The 17261-nt window shown below is 50.9% G+C and carries 13 protein-coding genes; 8 read left to right on the top strand and 5 right to left on the bottom strand.

Features of this window, described 5'->3' with window-relative positions; all coding sequences use genetic code 11:
• Positions 1–6 precede the first annotated feature (6 nt).
• From J3353_RS11880 to J3353_RS11865, 4 genes are all read right to left on the bottom strand, one after another.
• Positions 7–2253, bottom strand: coding sequence for an alpha-galactosidase (locus J3353_RS11880; protein WP_207684910.1), 2247 nt, complete (start codon positions 2251–2253; stop codon positions 7–9).
• A gap of 109 nt (positions 2254–2362) precedes the next feature.
• Complete coding sequence (locus tag J3353_RS11875; RefSeq protein ID WP_117506307.1) at positions 2363–3199, bottom strand: carbohydrate ABC transporter permease; 837 nt, start codon at positions 3197–3199, stop codon at positions 2363–2365.
• Between the two features lie 3 nt (positions 3200–3202).
• Positions 3203–4087: a carbohydrate ABC transporter permease gene (locus J3353_RS11870; protein WP_207684909.1), complete on the bottom strand. Its 885-nt coding sequence runs from the start codon at positions 4085–4087 to the stop codon at positions 3203–3205.
• A 23-nt stretch (positions 4088–4110) separates the two neighbouring features.
• Positions 4111–5388, bottom strand: coding sequence for a sugar ABC transporter substrate-binding protein (locus J3353_RS11865; RefSeq protein ID WP_207684908.1), 1278 nt, complete (start codon positions 5386–5388; stop codon positions 4111–4113).
• A gap of 297 nt (positions 5389–5685) precedes the next feature.
• Between J3353_RS11865 and J3353_RS11860 the strand changes: the two genes are divergently transcribed.
• Positions 5686–6552 carry an AraC family transcriptional regulator gene (locus tag J3353_RS11860; protein ID WP_097771703.1) on the top strand — a complete coding sequence of 289 codons (867 nt, stop codon included), beginning with the start codon at positions 5686–5688 and terminating at the stop codon, positions 6550–6552.
• A gap of 132 nt (positions 6553–6684) precedes the next feature.
• On the opposite strand, the gene J3353_RS11855 is transcribed toward J3353_RS11860, so the two are convergent.
• Positions 6685–6936, bottom strand: a complete 252-nt coding sequence (locus J3353_RS11855; RefSeq protein WP_097771704.1) for a DUF6061 family protein — start codon at positions 6934–6936, stop codon at positions 6685–6687.
• Positions 6937–7803: 867 nt separating this feature from the next.
• Between J3353_RS11855 and J3353_RS11850 the strand changes: the two genes are divergently transcribed.
• The 7 genes from J3353_RS11850 (at position 7804) to J3353_RS11820 (ending at position 16848) form a co-directional block, all read left to right on the top strand.
• Positions 7804–7995 carry a hypothetical protein gene (locus tag J3353_RS11850; RefSeq protein ID WP_097771706.1) on the top strand — a complete coding sequence of 64 codons (192 nt, stop codon included), beginning with the start codon at positions 7804–7806 and terminating at the stop codon, positions 7993–7995.
• Positions 7996–8182: 187 nt separating this feature from the next.
• Positions 8183–9997 carry a potassium-transporting ATPase subunit KdpA gene (gene kdpA / locus J3353_RS11845; protein WP_207684907.1) on the top strand — a complete coding sequence of 605 codons (1815 nt, stop codon included), beginning with the start codon at positions 8183–8185 and terminating at the stop codon, positions 9995–9997.
• Positions 9998–10012: 15 nt separating this feature from the next.
• Positions 10013–12082 (top strand): potassium-transporting ATPase subunit KdpB, encoded by a 2070-nt coding sequence (gene kdpB, locus J3353_RS11840; RefSeq protein WP_207684906.1) that lies wholly within the window; start codon positions 10013–10015, stop codon positions 12080–12082.
• A gap of 171 nt (positions 12083–12253) precedes the next feature.
• Positions 12254–12862, top strand: a complete 609-nt coding sequence (gene kdpC / locus J3353_RS11835; protein ID WP_207684905.1) for a potassium-transporting ATPase subunit KdpC — start codon at positions 12254–12256, stop codon at positions 12860–12862.
• A gap of 1 nt (position 12863) precedes the next feature.
• Positions 12864–13274: a CBS domain-containing protein gene (locus J3353_RS11830; protein WP_207684904.1), complete on the top strand. Its 411-nt coding sequence runs from the start codon at positions 12864–12866 to the stop codon at positions 13272–13274.
• Between the two features lie 186 nt (positions 13275–13460).
• A complete protein-coding gene (locus tag J3353_RS11825; RefSeq protein ID WP_207684903.1) occupies positions 13461–16154 on the top strand; it encodes a sensor histidine kinase KdpD in 2694 nt (897 codons plus the stop codon).
• Positions 16147–16848: a response regulator transcription factor gene (locus J3353_RS11820; RefSeq protein ID WP_207684902.1), complete on the top strand. Its 702-nt coding sequence runs from the start codon at positions 16147–16149 to the stop codon at positions 16846–16848. Before J3353_RS11825 ends, J3353_RS11820 begins: the two co-directional genes overlap by 8 nt.
• Positions 16849–17261 lie beyond the last annotated feature (413 nt).

Below are 17261 nucleotides of genomic sequence, written 5' to 3'. Positions count from 1 at the left end.
ATCCTTTTATCCTTTTCGTGTAAGATGAAGCTGCACGCTGGGGTAATCGCCAAACAGCTGCGGCAGGACAAGCCCCGCATACAGCAGCGTGCTGCCGCTGAACCGCATCCCCTTGTGAATGCCGTCCTCTACGTCGTGGGCATACTGAGAGCCGAAATAGTCGATGCCGTCCAGTTCATACACAGCATTTTCTTCCAGCCCACGGAAGCACAGGTGGATGGGCAATGGATTCGCCTGCGGATGGGTCACCACCAGATTCAGCAGCGCCTCGCTGCCGTCCTCTGCGGCAAACTGCCATGCCGTGAAATAGGTGTTTTCTGCCGGGTCGGTCAGCCGGTAATAATCGCCGGTACGGATCAGGTCGTTCAGCCTCTTGAACCGCTTGATCTGATTTTTCACTGCGGTGCACTCGGCGCGCTTCAATTTGCCCAGATCCAGCTCGTAGCCAAAGGTGCCGCTCATAGCCACCACCGCGCGGGTGTCAATGGGGGTCGTGCGGCCGGTCTGGTGGTTGGGGCAGGCAGAAACATGGGCACCCATGGTGCAGACCGGATAGCCAAAGGAGGTGCCGTGCTGGATCGTCAGCCGTTCAATGGCATCGGTATCATCACTACACCAGATCTGGGGATAGTAGCACAGCATTCCGGCATCAAAGCGTCCGCCGCCGCCTGCGCAGCCCTCGAACAGCACCTCCGGGAAGCCCTGCGTCAGCCGCTCTGCCAGCGCATAAACGCCCAGCATATAGCGGTGCATGATTTCACCCTGCTGTTCGGCAGGGAAAGCACGGCTGTACACATCGCTCATGCTGCGGTTCATATCCCACTTGATATACTCAATGTGATGCTCCCGCAGCAGCTTGCCGATAACCCCTGCCAGATAGTCCACCACCTCCGGGCGGGCAAGATCCAGCACCAGCTGGTTGCGCCCCATGGCGGGCTTGCGTCCGGGCAGGGTCAGCGCCCAGTCCGGGTGGGTGCGGTACAAATTGGAGTTCTCGTTGACCATTTCCGGCTCGATCCACAGGCCGAATTTCATGCCCAGCGCATTGATCTGCCCGATCAGCGGATCCAGTCCGCCGGGCAGCTTTTCGCAGTTCACGATCCAGTCGCCCAGCCCCTGATTGTCGTCATTCCGGGTGCCGAACCAGCCATCGTCCAGCACCATCATCTCCACACCGAGAGAGGCCGCTTTTTCAGCAATCTTTACGATCTTTTCGGTGTTGAAATCAAAATAGGTGGCCTCCCAGTTGTTGATCAGCACCGGGCGGCGTTTGTCCTTCCACGGGCCGCGGCAGATGTTGCGCCGCAAAAAGCGGTGGTACTGCTGGGAAAGCGGGGTCAGACCCTCTGCCGCAAAGGAAAGGATCACCTCCGGGGTGTCAAAGGTCTCGCCCGGCTTCAGGTTCCATGCAAAGCGCTCCTCCTGAATGCCGCTCACTACCCGGACAAGCCCGGTCTGAGAGCGCTCCACGTCCATCTGGTAGCTGCCGGAATAGACCATCATCACCCCGTAGCAGGCACCGCTGGTCTCTGTTGCATCCTGCTGGCAGAGGATCAGGAAGGGATTATTGTGGTGGCTGGAGCTGCCCCGCACCGAAGAAATGGTCTGGATATTGGTGCCCACAGCTTCCCGCTCCAGCTGCCGTTCCATAGCGTGTCTGCCGTGGAAATGCAGCAGATCCCATCTGCCAAAGGGCAGATCCAGACAGGCAGATGCCGCCTTGTCCAGCCGCAGCGGGGTATCTCCGTGGTTTGTCAGCCGCGCCGCACGGGTGATGACATCCTGCTGTGCAAACACGCCGTACAGCAGTTCCAGCGTCAGACCGGTGGTCTCGTCCTGCATTCGGACGATCAGGGTCTCGGCATCGTTTTCCTCTGCGTGGGCACAGGGCAGACCGGTCAGGGAGTATTTGCCGGATTCTATTGTATGATCAACATAGGTGAAATCCGCACCGAATGCGCCTTTTTCGTCTGCGACTGTCAGACAGGAGATGCGGAAATCACCCACGTTGCAGCCGGTATACTCCTGCGGGAGCAGATCCGGGGAAATGCCCCGGTGGGTGCGGTAAGCGTAGTAATCCGGCGAGAATCCCCGGTCTGTGCGGGGATACAGCTGCATCAGATCGCCTGTACCGATTTTTTTACCATAATACAGGTGCAGAAGATGCCCCAGCGCATCCACCTTCATGTGGTAGCTGGTATGGGCGGTCTCCAACGCAAAAACGCGGGTCTCGGAATCAAATCGAATGCTCATTGGTTCAACACCTCAAAGAATTATTTCCAACAAAAACGCCGACAGGCAGGCGGTCGTATGGGAACGGCTACCCGCCTGTCGGCTATGATGAAGGAGAAATGTGAATTGCTTATTTACCGCCGGTCATGGCAATGCCCTGAATAAACTGCTTTTGGAAGATCAGGTACAAGATCACCATGGGGATCATGGCCAGCAGGCTGCCTGCCATCAGCACCGGGAAGTTGGTGGTGTACTGACCGTTCAGGGTGGAAAGGCCGGCAGACAGGGTCATCATGTTCAGATCGGTGTTGCAGATCAGCGGCCACATCAGGTCGGCATAAGCGAACACCGCCGTAAAGATGGCCAGTGCCGCCATGCTGGGGCCGGTCAGCGGCAGCATGACCTTGACGAAGGTCTGCCACTTGTTGCAGCCGTCCAGATACGCCGCCTCTGCGATCTCGTTGGGGATGCCCAGATACGCCTGCCGCAAAAAGAAGGTGCCGAAAGCGCTGACCAGACCGGGGAACACCAGCGCGAAAATGGAGTTGGTGGCTCCCATCTTTGCCAGCATCTGGTACTGCGGAATAATGAAGATCTGGCTCGGCAGCATCATCTGGATCAGCACCAGACCGAACAGCAGCTTTTTGCAGGGGAATTCCAGTTTGGCAAAGGCATAGCCTGCCATGGAGCTGAACACCACCGCAAAGATCACACGGAACAGGATCAGCAGACCTGTATTGACGTAGAGGTTGGTAAAGGGCAGGCTCTGCAATGCCTTGACAAAGCTGTCCAGATTCCAATGGGAGGGCAGGATCTGCGGCGGGATCGCCATAGACTCGGCCTGCGTCTTGAAGCTGGTGAGCACCATCCATACAAAAGGGAAGATCATGCTGATGCTGCCGAGGATCAAGACCAGATAGGTAAAGAACGTTACGACATTCTTTCTGGTTTTCAGACTGGCATTCATAGTTTACACCTCGTAATTGACCCACTTCTTCTGACCGATGAACTGCACCAGGGTGACCAGACCGATCAGCAGCACGGTCCACACCACAATGGCCGATGCGTAGCCCTTATTGCCGGCAACAAAGCTCTCGCGGTAGAACAGGTACATCAGGCTCTGTGCGCTGGTCAGCGCAGGGTTCGTCTGCTCCACCATCATGTAGATCAGATCGTAGACCTTCAGGGAAGCCATCAGCCGCATAATGAGCACCACAAACAGGGTGGGCGACACCATGGGCAGCGTAATGCTGAAGAACTGGCGGATCTTGGATGCGCCGTCCAGCTCGGCGGCTTCGTACAGGGACTGGGAAATGTTCTGGATGCCGGACAGCAGCAGCACGGCGTCGTAGCCGATGGAGCTCCAGATGGCAACGATGGCACAGGTGACCAGAACGATCTTGGGGTTGGTCAGCCAGCGGATATTCGCGCCAAGGACCTGATTCAGAATGCCGTACTCCGCATTGAAGATCCACTTCCAGACCATTGCCACCGCAGCAGGAGCCACCACCATGGGCAGGAAGAAGATGGCGCGGAAGGCGGTCTTGCCCTTGATCTTTGCGTTCAGCAGCACTGCCACGATCAGCGCCAGAAAAACGCCCACCGGCACAGTGAGGATGCAGAAGTAGATGGAGTTCCAGTTTGCCTTCCAGAATTCCGCATTGCGGAACATTTCAAGGTAGTTTTCCAGACCGCAGAACTGATAGGCTCCAAAGGCTTTCGTCTTGGAAAAGCTCATGTAGATGGTCTGGAAGAAGGGGATGATATTCAGGATCATCAGACCGATGATGGTGGGAGCTATCATGACCAGCCCCCAGAAACGCCCATCCCGGCCCAGCTTTGATGTGCTTTTCATTTGGTTCCTCCCAAGCTGCATTTTCAGCCCGCACTGGCCTGATCCACGATGTCCTGCATCTTCTGCAGGCCGGTTTCGAGATCCTCGGTACCTGCGTAGATCTTCAGCAGCTCATCATTGACCTTGCTCTTCCACTCCGGGCGAGAGGCGTTGTTGACGCTCTGGATGCTGTACTCAAACATCTCAATGAAGCACTGGATATTGATGGGATACTCTGCAAAGCAGCCTGCCCATGTATCCTCCAGACCCTGATAGGCAGGGATGGCCGCGCCGCTTTCGCCCTGAATGCGCTGACCCTCCTCGCTGCCGAAGAACTTCAGGATATCCTTCACGGTATCCAGATTCTTGTTGCTGGCAGCAGTAGCGTAGCACAGACCGTTGGAGATGGTCGCACGGCCGTCTCCGCTTTCCGGGTCGGGGCACTTGGGCAGAACCGCCACATCCCACTTGCCCACCATTTCGGGGTAGTTCTGCAGCTCGGCAAGGATGTTCCAGTCGCCTTCCAGGAACATTGCACCCTTCTCGGAGAAGAATGCAGTGCCGGGAGCGGTCTCAGCAAAGTAGGTCTGGTCCGGGCACCAGTCGTTCTGCTGGAGACCGATGTAGAACTTCATTGCCTTTTCGGTGGCAGGCTGGGTAAAGCCCGCCTTGGTCTTGTCCTCGTTCAGGATGTAGCCGCCGGCCTGATACACAAAGTTCCAGTAGCCAAGCTGGTCATCGGCGTATGCCATATAGCCGTACTTGCCGGTGGCAGCGTAGATCTTCTCGGATGCGCTGACCAGATCGTCCCAAGTCCAGCTCTCGTCCGGGTAAGCTACACCGGCAGCATCGAACATCTCCTTGTTATACACCAGACCGACCGTGTCCTTGTCCTTGGGGACTGCATACAGGGTACCGTTGGAGCCCATGGCGTTGGACAGCGAGATCTCCGAGAACTTGTCCTTTTCCACAATATCGGAGCAATCTGCCAGCATTCCATTGTCAGCGTACTTCAGAATTTCATTGGTGTGCATCCAGAAAATATCCGGCATCTGGTTGCTGGTGGCTGCAGCCTCCAGCTTGGTCCAGTATTCGTTCCAGCTGGTGACCTGCACCTCAATGCTGACCTCCGGGTGCTGCTGGGTGTAGGCCGCACACATAGCCTCCATGCCCTCCTTCTGTGCAACGTCCCAGATCTGGAAGGTCAGTGCCTTCTTGCCGCCGGAAGAACCGCTGCCGCTGTTGCCGCCGCAGGCTGCCAGCATGGATGCGGCGCTCATTGCCGCCATTGCCTTTACGAATTGTCTGCGAGAGATCTTCATTTTTGTTCTCCTCCAAAGTCCTTATTCCGTAGGGTGATCTTCGTATGGTGTCGCACCGGCCGGGTCGATTTTCTTGCTTTTGTCAGCTCTTACAAAAGCAGCGAGAAAATTTTGTGCATCATCACATTGCACAGTTTCTTTTCTCTTGTTGTGTCATTATTATACTATCTGCCGGTGGTTTCGTAAATGCAAAAATGCGACTTGTTATATCTCAATTTGAAGGAATACTACGAATTATGTTGAAGTTATCACGCATTTTGGTATATAATAAGAAAAAGCGGACAGGAGGCATCTTGTATGCAAGAATGTACAAAAAGAAACGTATCAACGGAAACAAAATGCAGGTTCCATGTGTTTCAGGATGAGCGATTCGTCGATCTCAACTTATACCAATATGGCTGGGAGCAGACAGAGCCTCTGCACTCCTATGGTCCCTATGCCCGCAACCACTATCTGTTCCACTATGTCATCTCCGGCAAAGGGCTTCTGCTTGCAAACGAGCAGGAATACACCATCGAGGGCGGGCATGGTTTTCTGATTGCTCCCGGTCAGGTCACCACCTACCGTGCCGATGAACAGGAGCCGTGGGAATACACATGGATCGAGTTTGACGGTCTGCGTGCCCACGAAGCCCTGAACCTTGCAGGCATCAGCGGACAGAACCCGGTGTACTCGCCTGCGAGCACCAAAGCCGGACAGCTGCTGCAAGAGCAGATGCTCTTTCTTGTAAATCACAGTCAGGACAGCCCCATGCGCCAGATCGGCTACGGCTTTCTGTTTCTGGATCAGCTTGTACAGTCCTCTGCCTCCCATCAGGCACAAAGTCCCCGCCGCCTGCGGGACTTCTATATGAAAGAGGCTCTGTCCTTCATCGAGCAGCATTACAGCGAAGATATTTCCATCGAGGATATCTCCTCCTTCTGCGGACTGAACCGCAGCTATTTCAGCAAGGTGTTCCGGGATACCATGGGCGAAAGCCCGCAGGGGTTCCTGCTGCACTACCGCATGGCACGGGCGGCACAGCTGCTGACCGAAAGCCGCCTGCCCATCAGCACCATCAGCACCATGGTCAGCTATCCCAATCAGCTTCACTTTTCCCGTGCGTTCAAAAATGTATATGGCATCAGCCCACGGGACTATCGTGCAAAGCATTTTGCACTATAAAAATTGCTCTCATTCTCCGCTATACGCCTTTCGTTTTTCCGACATATAAAAACACCCCATTTGTCAGACCGAATACTGTCGGACAAATGGGGTGCTGTTCATTCAGGGGCGCACCCTGTTTTTTGTTTGCGTTTAATCTTCTAACCCATGGCTCCCAGTTACGTTTTTCAAATATTCCTCCGGGTCACCGTTTAGAATTAAATCGGCATAGCCCAGTGGGTCATTGTAGATGAGATAATCCAACTCTGACCTCTGCGCCATGGTCACATCCAGTGCATCCTCGACCCCGGTGCAGTCGATGGAGATCATTCTCCCATCCCGGAGCAGCAGCTCCACGCAGCCGGTATCCATATTGAAATGGCAGGTTCTTGCATCGTACTTCATGTTTGTGTCCTTTCCGCCTTACGGCACTCTCACCGTGGTCTGTCGTGCTTTCTTATGATAAGGTCTGGGACGTTTTTCGATGGAAGCAAGGGATTCGTTCTGTTTTCCAAAGAATACAAAAAATCCGAACCCTTCTCCTATTGGAAAAAAGTTCGGATTTTGTTGTTGTGGTGCACCTCCAGGGACTCGAACCCTGGGCCCACTGATTAAGAGAAACCAACGTGCAACAATCGTCAATTTTCAAAATTGCGTGAATTCGTTATTTTTATCGTTTTGCCGTAAATTTGAGTTTTGCATCCGCTGCATTCTTTGCACCTGTTGTTCCCTCTTGCATCCGTTATCCAGCCGTTCCGGTGTGCAAAAATGTGCAGAGCCAAAATCAACCCCTTAAAACAGGTATCGGATTTTTATGCAAAGCCGGGAAATCGGTCGGGTTCGAGCCCAAAATGACAGCTGCAATCTAGCCTGTTCAGACCGAGCATCAAATGTACATCCACAACTACGATTCATGGCAGGGATTTGGACAACTGCGATCTCTTATAAATCCAAAGCAGCTCTTTCTATGTGGACTTTTCTGGGTAGAAATACCCAGAGGGTTCACTTTTTTTATTTTATCGACAGCGCCTCCATCCGGGCTATACTGCTGTTTTGACATCTATTTGGCAGCAAAACCCTGAAGGATCACGACTCGTTATAAAGCGTGACGGATTTCAGACAAAAGCGCACAAGGCTTGAACAAAGCCGTAAGATCACTTTCTGGAGCGACAAAGTCTTATACAATCTTTGTTTCGATTGCAGGACCCTTTTCCCCTCTTAATACTTTTAGCGGTATTATGGCCTTGCAAGAAAGAAATGAGGTGAACAATTATGAGCATTACAAATGCGGCGAGAAGATTTGAACAGAGATTTGACGCAAAAGCGGAGCGTTTTATTTGGCATCATCCGCTACTTGGCTCCATCTCCATCTTTGTTGGAATGCCATTACTGGTTTTGGCGTGTGTCTGTATCAGTACGATCGTTATCGCCTTTCCTATGGCATGGCTTTTGGGTTGGTTGTAATCTTTATTTCATCTTTAAACACACAAAAGATCACTAATGCCATTTTTAGAGGAAAGGTTTTATGATATTGGGGACAGCAAAAAAGGAGGATGAATCTTATGCAAATGCTAATTGCACTCATAGGTGTATGTGCGGCAGCAATGCTGCTGTGGTATGTCTATATTTTAATGAAGGGAGATGATCAGGCATGAGCGCCATGATTCAGTATGTTTTATACCTTGCCATTCTGGTTGTTTTGGCAATTCCGCTGGGCGCATACATAAAAAACGTCATGAGCGGCGAGAAAACTTTTTTGTCCAAAGTTCTGACACCGTGCGAAAACCTGATTTACAAGGTTACGCGTGTAGACAGAGAAGAACAGATGACATGGAAAAAATATGCGGTAAGTGTAATGATTTTTTCCGGTATCGGGCTTGTTTTTCTGTTCCTGCTTCAACTTCTGCAGGGAGTTCTTCCCGGAAACCCGCAGAATCTTTCCGGTGTGAAATGGGATTTGGCATTTAACACTTCTGCAAGTTTCATTACCAATACAAACTGGCAGGCATATTCCGGTGAATCCACATTGAGTTATCTCACTCAGGCTTTAGGTCTGACTGTTCAGAACTTTGTTTCCGCAGCTACAGGTATCGCCGTTCTATTTGCATTGATCCGTGGCTTTATCAAGGTGAAATCCTCCGGGTTGGGAAGCTTTTGGGTGGACTTGACCCGCATTGTGGTTCACATCCTACTCCCGCTGAATCTGGTCATTTCTCTGTTGCTGGTAGGCGGCGGCGTGATCCAGAACCTGAAAAGTGCAGAAACAGTATCCCTTGTAGAACCGATTGCCGTCAGTGCAGAAGGCGAAATCCTTGAGGATGCGGTAATTGACTTAGACACCGAAACCGTCACTGTAGATGGCGAAATCGTTTCGGATGCACAGATCGTCACCGAGCAGTTCGTACCGATGGGTCCTGCGGCCAGCCAGGTCGCAATCAAACAGACCGGCACCAACGGCGGCGGTTATATGGGCGTCAACTCCGCACATCCTTTGGAAAATCCCAATGCCTTTACCAATCTGATCGAAATGATTTCCATTCTACTGATTCCGGCGGCACTGTGTTTCACATTCGGTTCTGCGGTAAAGAACAAGAGGCAGGGTATTGCAATCTTTATGGCAATGTTTCTCTGTCTGGTTGTTGCCTTGAGCTGTATCGCCGTCACTGAACAGGTTGGCACCCCCCAGCTTGCACAAAACGGCGCAGTCAATATGTCAATGGCCGAACAGGCAGGCGGCAATATGGAGGGCAAGGAGACTCGCTTTGGCATTGCAGGGTCCTCTACATGGGCAGCTTTCACCACAGCAGCCTCCAACGGCTCTGTAAACTCCATGCATGACAGCTACACGCCGCTTGCCGGTATGGTGACTATGCTGCTGATGCAGCTCGGCGAGGTTATTTTCGGCGGCGTGGGCTGCGGCCTTTACGGTATGCTTGCTTTTGCTATTCTGACGGTGTTCATTGCCGGTCTGATGGTAGGCCGTACACCGGAATTCCTTGGCAAGAAAATTGAGCCTTATGAGATGAAATGGTCGGTACTGGTTTGCCTTGCAACACCCATTGCAATTCTGGTCGGCAGCGGCCTTGCCGCCGTAGTACCCTCTGTCATGGATAGCCTGCATAACGGCGGTGCCCACGGTTTCTCTGAGATGCTGTATACCTACTCATCCTGTGGCGGCAATAACGGCTCTGCCTTTGCCGGTTTCAATGCGAATACCGTATTTCTGAATGTAAGTCTGGGACTGGTGATGCTCTTTGCCCGGTTCCTGCCCATCATCGGCACACTTGCAATCGCAGGCAGCCTGGCTGGGAAAAAGAAAATTGCCACGACTGCGGGCACCTTGTCTACCACAAATGGAATGTTTGTTTTCCTGCTGATCGTTGTGGTATTGCTGATCGGTGCGCTGAGCTTCTTCCCGGCGCTTGCTCTTGGTCCACTTGCTGAGTTCTTTGGAAGCATTGCGTAACGGAGGGTTACAGATATGAGTACAAAACAGAAAACTGCTTTTGCCGACCGGAAAATGCTCGGCAGAGCAATTAAAGATTCTTTTGTGAAATTGAGCCCGAAAACACAGGCAAAAAATCCGGTCATGTTTCTGGTTTTTGTGGCTGCTATTTTGACCAGCATTCTTTGGGTGGTATCCCTGTTCGGGTTAAAAGACGCTCCAAGCGGATATACACTGGCGATTGCCATTATCCTTTGGTTTACCGTGCTATTTGCCAATTTTGCCGTGGCCATTGCAGAAGGCCGAGGCAAGGCACAGGCTGATTCTCTCCGGGCATCCCGTAAGGACGTGGACGCGCATAAGATCCCCTCTGTCTCGGAGAAGGACAGCGTGACCGTGGTTCCCTCCGCCCTGCTGAAAAAGGGGGAACTGGTGATCGTCAAAGCCGGAGAGCAGATTCCGGCAGACGGCGAAGTCGTAGAAGGGGCGGCATCTGTGGATGAAAGCGCCATCACCGGCGAATCCGCTCCTGTAATTCGTGAGGCAGGCGGCGACCGCAGCGCTGTGACCGGCGGCACCACTGTACTGTCGGACTGGATCGTTGTCAGAGTGGCCAACGAAGCCGGAGAGAGCTTTCTGGACAAGATGATTGCGATGGTAGAAGGTGCTGCCCGGAAAAAGACGCCCAACGAAATTGCTTTGCAGATTTTTCTGGTAGCCTTGTCCATCATCTTTATTTTAGTAACAGTCTCCCTCTACACTTATTCCATTTTTTCTGCAAAGCTGGCGGGAATTGAGAATCCCACCTCTGTAACAACTCTGGTAGCGCTGTTGGTGTGCCTTGCGCCTACTACCATTGGTGCCTTGCTTTCTGCCATCGGTATTGCCGGTATGTCCCGACTGAACCAGGCAAATGTTCTGGCCATGAGTGGACGCGCCATTGAAGCCGCCGGTGATGTAGACATTCTGATGCTTGACAAAACCGGAACAATCACCTTGGGCAATCGACAGGCATCGGAGTTCATTCCGGTAGATGGTGTTGATATTCAGGAACTGGCGGACGCCGCTCAGCTTTCTTCTCTGGCCGATGAAACCCCCGAGGGCAGAAGCGTTGTTGTGCTGGCAAAGGAGCAGTTTGGAATTCGTGGCAGAAGCCTTCAGGACAAGAATATGCACTTTGTTCCATTTACTGCCGTGACCCGTATGAGTGGCGTCGACTTTGACGGGAACGAAATCCGAAAAGGCGCAGCAGATGCCATGCAGAGTTATGTGACCCATGCAGGCGGAATGTATTCTCCGGACTGTGATCGAGTTGTCAAGTCTATTGCGTCCAAGGGCGGCACACCTCTGGTTGTGGCTAAGAACCACAAGATTCTCGGCGTTATCTATCTGAAGGATATTATCAAGCAAGGTGTGAAGGAGAAATTTGCAGATCTGCGGAAAATGGGCATCAAGACCATTATGATCACCGGCGACAATCCGATTACTGCTTCGGCCATTGCTGCCGAGGCCGGTGTGGATGACTTCCTTGCGGAAGCAACGCCGGAAGGAAAGCTGGCAATGATTCGTGATTTTCAGGCCAAGGGTCATTTGGTCGCCATGACAGGCGACGGCACCAACGACGCTCCGGCTTTGGCACAAGCAGATGTTGCAGTTGCCATGAACAGCGGCACACAGGCAGCAAAAGAAGCAGGTAACATGGTGGATCTGGACTCTTCACCCACAAAACTGATCGACATTGTTCGCATCGGCAAACAGCTTTTGATGACACGAGGCAGCCTGACTACCTTCTCCATTGCCAACGATGTGGCAAAATACTTTGCCATTATTCCGGCGCTGTTTATGGGACTTTATCCGGGACTGTCTGCTCTGAATATTATGGGGCTGCATTCCCCGCAAAGCGCTGTCCTCTCTGCGATTATTTATAATGCACTCATCATTATCGCGCTCATTCCGTTGGCACTGAAAGGTGTGAAATACCGTGAGGTCTCTGCCGGAAAGCTGCTGTCACGGAACCTGCTGGTTTATGGTCTGGGCGGTCTGGCGGCTCCCTTTATCTTTGTGAAACTGATCGATGTTCTGCTGGTGTTTACCGGCCTGGTATAAGGAGGAGACAAAATATGAATGCGATAACAAAGAAAACAATCTCGTATTTTGAAGGAATTCTTGGCATGACCTTAGCCGTCCTATGTGCGAGTACGCTGCGTTTCGCCCTGTGGGAGCCGGAATTGCTTCAGAAAATTTTTCTCACAATCTTCGGATAAGGGGGTATATATTATGAAAACAATGAAAAGTGTACTGCCAAAGGCAGGTATGATCTTTTTAATCTTTACGCTGCTGTGCGGCGTAATCTATACGGGTGTTGTCACAGGAATTGCTCAGCTTATTTTCCCGGATAATGCAAACGGAAGCATCATTGAAGTAGACGGGAAAAAATATGGCTGTGAATTACTTGGGCAGCAATATACAGATGAAGCCCATATGTGGGGGCGCATTATGAATATTGATGTTTCCACCTATACCGATGAAAACGGAAAGGCACTGATGTACGCCGCCCCCTCCAACCTCTCTCCGGCAAGCGAGGAGTATGCACAGCTCGTGGCGGAGCGGGTAGAAAAGCTCCGGGCTGCCGATCCGGACATGGACGAAACGGCCATTCCGGTGGACCTGGTTACTTGTTCCGGCAGTGGGCTTGATCCCCATATTTCCCCGGCAGCAGCGGAATATCAGGTAGTGCGCATTGCAAAGGCAAATGATATGACCGAAGATGAAGTGCGTGAGATCATCCAAAACTGCACCGACGGACGATTCCTTGGCATCTTTGGTGAAGAGACTGTCAATGTGCTGGAAGTCAATCTGATGCTGGACGGTATTCTGGAGAAGTGAAATGAACATAGCTAAAATCATGATTCCCAAAATCTCCACTGTATTTCTTTATGAAAAGGATACGATTCGTCAGGGATTGGAACGGTTTATGGTACATGGCTATACCGCTGTCCCGGTACTGAATGATCAGGAACAGTATATTGGAAGCGTGACGGAGGGAGATTTCCTCCGCCACCTTCTTGCTTGCCAGACAACAGACTTGAAAGTACAGGAGGGATACCGACTTGGCAGCATTGTTCGCAGAGATTTTTGCCCTGCGTTACAAATAGATGCAGATTCCGAGCAGGTTGTAACTGCAATGCTGAATCAGAATTTTGTCCCCATCGTTGATGGCCGGAATGCTCTATGCGGGATTATGACAAGGAAACGGCTGATTGAATTTCTGGCACAAGCTCGTGATAAAAAAGAATAAGTCCTGCATCTTTAGACGATTTTAATGCAGATACGCATTCTCTTTTACCTTCTTTACTCCCTTTGATTTATAATTAAGGGCACATAAAGGGGTATAAAGGAGGATTGCAGGTATGGGGGTTATTACCATAGCCGCATCCTTTGCAATGATTTCCGGTCGGAAGATTTCTTTGATAGGAGGGTTAAAATGGAACTGCCAAGACAAGATCCGGATCAGCTTCTTCATGCGATCCGTAACGATGCATCCACTAAGAAAAGCGGAAAACTCAAAATCTTTTTCGGTTATGCCGCAGGTGTCGGAAAGACCTATGCCATGCTTCAGGCGGCTCATCAGGCTAAGGAGCGTGGCATCGATGTGGTTGCTGGATACATAGAACCCCATGCCCGACCCCAGACGATGGCACTTCTGGACGGCTTGGAGCAGCTTCCTGTGAAACAAGTTGCTTACGAAGGAATGACCCTTCGTGAATTTGATCTTGATGCTGCGCTCAAGCGAAATCCCCAGCTCATACTGGTGGATGAGTTGGCCCATACCAACGCCGAAAGCAGTCGGCACACGAAGCGGTATCAGGATATTCAGGAACTGCTAAATACTGGAATTGATGTCTATACGACTGTAAATGTCCAACATATCGAGAGTCTCAACGATACAGTAGCCTCTATCACCGGAATTCTTGTGCGGGAACGCATTCCGGATTCCACCTTTGATCAAGCAGATCAGGTAGAACTGGTGGATATTGAGCCTGCGGAGTTGCTGGAACGACTGGCAAGTGGAAATGTGTACCGGGAAGATCAGGCGCAGCGGGCAACAGTTAATTTTTTCACGCTGGAAAATCTCACCGCATTGCGGGAAATCGCCCTCCGTCGGTGCGCTGACCGGGTGAACTTGCTGACGGAAAGCGCCAGAGTACAGAGCCGAGGCGATTACCATACAGACGAGCGCATTCTGGCATGTCTTTCCTCGTCGCCATCCAACGCAAAAATCATTCGGACTGCTGCAAGGATGGCAAGAGCCTTTCGGGGAACATTTACCGCTCTTTATGTGGAAACGCCAAATACAGCGGCGATGAGTGACGATGATAAAAAGCGTTTGCAGGATAATAAGCGTCTGGCCCAGCAACTTGGCGCTGCGATTGAGACAAGTTATGGCGATGACGTGCCTTATCAGATTGCGGAATTTGCCCGTCTTTCCGGCATCTCAAAAATCGTAATTGGACGAAGTACCATTGCACGAAAGAATATTTTCAGCAAGCCCACCTTGACGGAACGCCTGATTTCCAGCGCACCTAATCTGGATATTCATGTGATACCGGATGCCAGCACAGGAACCAGCTATCAGGAAAAAAAGAGTAAGGCGCAGGCAGATGCGATGCCCCTGCGTGATGTTCTGAAGAGTATAGTCGTATTGCTGGCAGCTACACTAATTGGCTGTGGCTTTGACGCTCTTGGGTTCACGGAGAGTAATATTATCGCAGTTTACATATTAGGCGTACTTGTGGCCGCTGTAATCACAACCAACCGACTGTGCGGGATTCTGACCTCGGTTGTCAGTGTGCTGGTTTTCAATTTCTTTTTTACCACTCCGAGACTGACATTCCATTTTGACGATCCGAACTATATTGTTACCTTTACCATTATGTTTATAGTAACGCTGCTTTCCGGATCTCTCGCTACCCGGCTGAAAGAAAATGCGAAACAATCTGCCCATACAGCTTACCGTACAAAGATTCTTTTTGAAACCAACCAGCTTCTGCAAAAAGAGCAGGATGAGAATGCGGTAATCACCGCTACGGCAGGGCAGCTCATGAAGCTGCTGAAAAAAGATACTGTCGTCTACCTGTCTGATGGTAAAGAACTTGCCACCCCTAACGTTTTTCGTGCTGTTAATAGCATTCAGGAAGATTTAATTTCTGAGAACGAGAAAGCAGTCGCCGATTGGGTCTTCCGAAACAATAAACACGCCGGTGCCACAACAGATACATTATCCAGTGCAAAGTGTTTATACCTTGCGATTCGGGTCAACCAGCATGTATATGGAGTGGCTGGTATTGCAGTGAACGGTATTCCGCTGGACTCTTTCGAAAACAGCGTACTCCTCTCTATTCTGGGCGAGTGCGCTTTGGCACTTGAAAACATCAAAAACGCCAAAGAAAAAGAGGAAGCGGCTGTTCTGGCGCAAAATGAACAGCTTCGTGCTAACCTGCTGCGGGCAATCTCTCATGATCTTCGAACCCCTTTGACAGCGATTTCTGGCAGCGCAGACAATTTGCTTGCAAATTATAAAAAGATGGATGATGCATTGCGGGAGCAGACCTTTACCGATATTTATGACGATTCCATGTGGCTGATCAATCTCGTTGAAAACCTGTTGGCAGTCACACGAATTGAGGGCGGACAGGTCAATCTAACTCGGAGTATCGAACTCATGGATGAGGTCGTTTCTGAAGCACTGAAGCACATCAACAGAAAGAGTAAAGAACACACCATTCGTGTGACCAGCGGGAATGACTTTATCCTTGCCCACATTGATGCGAAGCTGATCGTTCAGGTGATTATCAATTTGGTTGACAACGCCATCAAATATACCCCTGTCGGTTCAGTAATTGAAATACATACCGATCAAAAAGAGCAATGGGTCACGGTTTCCGTTTCCGACAACGGCCCTGGAATTCCCGATGAGCAGAAACCCCGTATTTTCGATATGTTTTATAGTGGGGCCAATAAAGTGGTCGACAGCCGCAGAAGCCTTGGATTGGGGCTGTCCCTCTGTAAGTCCATTGTGACCGCCCACGGCGGCACGATTTCCGTATCAGACAATCAGCCAAATGGCACTGTGTTCACATTTACATTACCCGCCGGGAAGGTAGAACTTCATGAATAAACCTTTGATCTTAGTGGTTGAGGATGACCCATCTATACGAAATCTCATTACAACCACATTGAAAACAAATGATTATCGTTATGTGGTAGCGCCCAGTGGCTCGACAGCCATTATGGAGGCCACATCGCACAATCCTGAAATCATCTTGCTGGATTTGGGCTTGCCGGATATGGATGGCGTTCAAGTCATTCAAACGGTACGCTCCTGGTCCAATGCCCCCATCATTGTAATTAGCGCCAGAAGTGAAGATAATGACAAGATTCATGCATTGGATGCCGGAGCTGACGATTATCTGACAAAACCTTTTTCTGTTGAAGAATTATTGGCTCGACTTCGGGTGACGCAGCGAAGACTCTCTCTGATGACGGCAGAGATGTTTACTGCCAGTTCTGTATTTGTGAATGGTAAGTTGAAAGTGGATTATGTCGGGGGATGCGCTTATCTGGATGAAAACGAACTTCACCTGACACCCATGGAGTATAAGCTGTTGTGTCTGCTGTCCAAGAATGTCGGCAAGGTACTGACCCATACCTTTATCACACAAAATATCTGGGGCCGCAGTTGGGATAACGATGTGGCTTCCCTGCGGGTATTTATGGCAACACTGCGGAAAAAGCTGGAGCCAACAGAGGAGTCCCCGCAATACATCCAAACACATATTGGTGTGGGCTACCGTATGATAAAAGTAGAATAATACTATGCGGTCGGCCAGTGTTCACAGATGCATCAGATGTTCAACATACCGAATTGAAGCTCATGCCGAATCACCGTTTGAATTTGCGGTCGCTGCGAACCTTTCTGACCGTGGATGACGAAACGTTTGAACGCTTGCAGAAACGGTTTGAGAGTATGGTACGATAACCTGTTTCTGATTTAAAAAACTTGTCAAGAGGGCTGGCACCGTCCAGTCCTCTCTCTTTTTGCCAAAGTTCCCCTTTCTTTTTCTTGCAAGCTGCCGAAATCAGCGTGTTCTCAAAACTTTTTTGTTGACATGGCTCGATTTTTGTGGTAACCTATTCCAACAATTTAATATAACATATTTTACTTAGAGTTCCAGCTCGGCTCCCGAAGGAGCCGGAGCAAGTTTTAAACCTTCTATCGCTACAT

It is taken from the genome of Faecalibacterium sp. Marseille-Q4137, assembly GCF_017377535.1.
Classification (GTDB): Bacteria; Bacillota; Clostridia; order Oscillospirales; family Ruminococcaceae; genus Faecalibacterium; species Faecalibacterium duncaniae.
This window is presented reverse-complemented; position numbering and strand designations above follow the sequence as displayed.

Excerpts from the sequence above, each read along its gene's own strand:
- J3353_RS11850 (WP_097771706.1), top strand. The coding sequence starts at position 7,804 with ATGAGCATTACAAATGCGGCGAGAAGATTTGAACAGAGATTTGACGCA.
- kdpA (WP_207684907.1), top strand. The coding sequence starts at position 8,183 with ATGAGCGCCATGATTCAGTATGTTTTATACCTTGCCATTCTGGTTGTT.
- J3353_RS11875 (WP_117506307.1), bottom strand. The coding sequence starts at position 3,199 with ATGAATGCCAGTCTGAAAACCAGAAAGAATGTCGTAACGTTCTTTACC.
- J3353_RS11830 (WP_207684904.1), top strand. The coding sequence starts at position 12,864 with ATGAACATAGCTAAAATCATGATTCCCAAAATCTCCACTGTATTTCTT.
- kdpC (WP_207684905.1), top strand. The coding sequence starts at position 12,254 with ATGAAAACAATGAAAAGTGTACTGCCAAAGGCAGGTATGATCTTTTTA.
- J3353_RS11820 (WP_207684902.1), top strand. The coding sequence starts at position 16,147 with ATGAATAAACCTTTGATCTTAGTGGTTGAGGATGACCCATCTATACGA.
- J3353_RS11860 (WP_097771703.1), top strand. The coding sequence starts at position 5,686 with ATGCAAGAATGTACAAAAAGAAACGTATCAACGGAAACAAAATGCAGG.
- kdpB (WP_207684906.1), top strand. The coding sequence starts at position 10,013 with ATGAGTACAAAACAGAAAACTGCTTTTGCCGACCGGAAAATGCTCGGC.
- J3353_RS11865 (WP_207684908.1), bottom strand. The coding sequence starts at position 5,388 with ATGAAGATCTCTCGCAGACAATTCGTAAAGGCAATGGCGGCAATGAGC.
- J3353_RS11880 (WP_207684910.1), bottom strand. The coding sequence starts at position 2,253 with ATGAGCATTCGATTTGATTCCGAGACCCGCGTTTTTGCGTTGGAGACC.
- J3353_RS11825 (WP_207684903.1), top strand. The coding sequence starts at position 13,461 with ATGGAACTGCCAAGACAAGATCCGGATCAGCTTCTTCATGCGATCCGT.
- J3353_RS11855 (WP_097771704.1), bottom strand. The coding sequence starts at position 6,936 with ATGAAGTACGATGCAAGAACCTGCCATTTCAATATGGATACCGGCTGC.
- J3353_RS11870 (WP_207684909.1), bottom strand. The coding sequence starts at position 4,087 with ATGAAAAGCACATCAAAGCTGGGCCGGGATGGGCGTTTCTGGGGGCTG.